This window comes from Streptomyces calidiresistens, from assembly GCF_014141525.1.
Classification (GTDB): Bacteria; Actinomycetota; Actinomycetes; order Streptomycetales; family Streptomycetaceae; genus Streptomyces; species Streptomyces calidiresistens.
This window is the reverse complement of sequence record NZ_VKHS01000961.1, coordinates 1-1839: the sequence shown is the minus strand read 5'-3', so window position 1 is coordinate 1839 and position 1839 is coordinate 1. Positions and strand designations below refer to the sequence as shown.

At 72.3% G+C, this 1839-nt stretch carries 1 protein-coding gene; it reads left to right on the top strand.

Annotated elements, in window-relative coordinates; translation table 11 throughout:
• Positions 1-1831: acetolactate synthase large subunit (locus tag FOE67_RS24555; protein WP_182667013.1), on the top strand; the 1831-nt coding region annotated here is incomplete at its 5' end.
• Positions 1832-1839 lie beyond the last annotated feature (8 nt).

Here is a 1839-nt window from a genome sequence, read left to right as displayed (position 1 = left end):
CCCCCGGGCCCCCCGCGGCGGACCGCAGCCCGCCGCCACCGTCGAGCACGTCACCGGGGCGCAGTCCCTCATCCGCTCCCTGGAGTCGGTCGGCGCCGACACCGTCTTCGGCATCCCGGGCGGTGCCATCCTCCCCGCCTACGACCCGATGATGGACTCCACCCGGGTCCGGCACGTGCTCGTCCGCCACGAGCAGGGCGCGGGTCACGCCGCCACCGGCTACGCCCAGGCCACCGGCCGCGTCGGTGTCTGCATGGCCACCTCCGGTCCCGGTGCCACGAACCTGGTCACCCCCATCGCCGACGCCCACATGGACTCCGTGCCGCTGGTGGCGATCACCGGTCAGGTCGCCAGCCGCGCCATCGGCACCGATGCCTTCCAGGAAGCCGACATCTGCGGCATCACCCTGCCGATCACCAAGCACAACTTCCTGGTCACCGACCCCGCCGACATCCCGCGGACCATCGCCGAGGCCTTCCACATCGCCTCCACCGGCCGTCCCGGACCGGTGCTGGTGGACATCGCCAAGGACGCCCTCCAGGCGGAGACGACCTTCAGTTGGCCCCCCACCCACGACCTGCCCGGATACCGGCCGGTGAGCCGCCCGCACGCCAAGCAGATCCGCGAGGCCGCCCGGCTGATCACCGCCGCCCGCCGACCGGTGCTCTACGTGGGCGGCGGGGTCATCAAGTCGGGGGCCTCCGCCGAACTGCTGGCCCTCGCCGAGTTCGCCCGCATCCCGGTGACCACCACCCTGATGGGCCTGGGCTCGTTCCCCGACACCCACCCGCTGCACGTCGGCATGCCCGGCATGCACGGCTCGGTCACCGCGGTCACCGCGCTGCAGAAGTCCGACCTGATCATCGCGATCGGCGCCCGCTTCGACGACCGGGTCACCGGCAAGCTGGACTCCTTCGCGCCCGCCGCGAAGATCGTCCACGCCGACATCGACCCCGCCGAGATCGGCAAGAACCGGGCCGCCGACGTGCCGATCGTCGGCGACGCCAAGGACGTCCTCGGGGACCTGCTGGACGCGCTGCGCGGCGAGGCCGGGGCCGGCAACACCGGCGACTACACCGCCTGGCGCGAACTGCTGGGCCGCTGGCGGGAGACCTACCCGCTGGGCTACGACCTGCCGGAGGACGGCAGCCTCTCCCCGCAGCAGGTCATCGAGCGGATCGGACGCCTGGCCCCGGAGAACACCGTCTACACCGCCGGGGTCGGCCAGCACCAGATGTGGGCCGCCCACTACCTGACCTTCGACCGCCCCGGCACCTGGCTGAACTCCGGGGGGCTCGGCACCATGGGGTACGCCGTGCCCGCCGCGCTGGGCGCCAAGGCCGGCCGGCCGGACGCCACCGTGTGGGCGATCGACGGCGACGGGTGCTTCCAGATGACCAACCAGGAACTGGTCACCGCCGCCCTGAACAACATCCCGATCAAGGTCGCCATCATCAACAACGGTGCCCTGGGCATGGTCCGCCAGTGGCAGACCCTCTTCTACAACCAGCGCTACTCCAACACCGTGCTGCACTCCGGCCCCAACGGGGAGGGTCCCGCCGGCGGCCCGGAGGCGGCGCGCGGCACCCGGGTGCCGGACTTCGTCAGGCTGGCCGAGGCCATGGGGTGCGTCGGGCTGCGCTGCGAGGACCCCGAGGACCTCGACGCGGTGATCGAGAAGGCCAACTCCATCAACGACCGGCCGGTCGTCGTGGACTTCATCGTCCACGAGGACGCCATGGTCTGGCCGATGGTCGCGGCCGGCACCTCCAACGACGAGGTCATGGCCGCCCGGGGCGTGCGCCCCGACTTCGGCGACTCGGACGACTGACCCCGCCC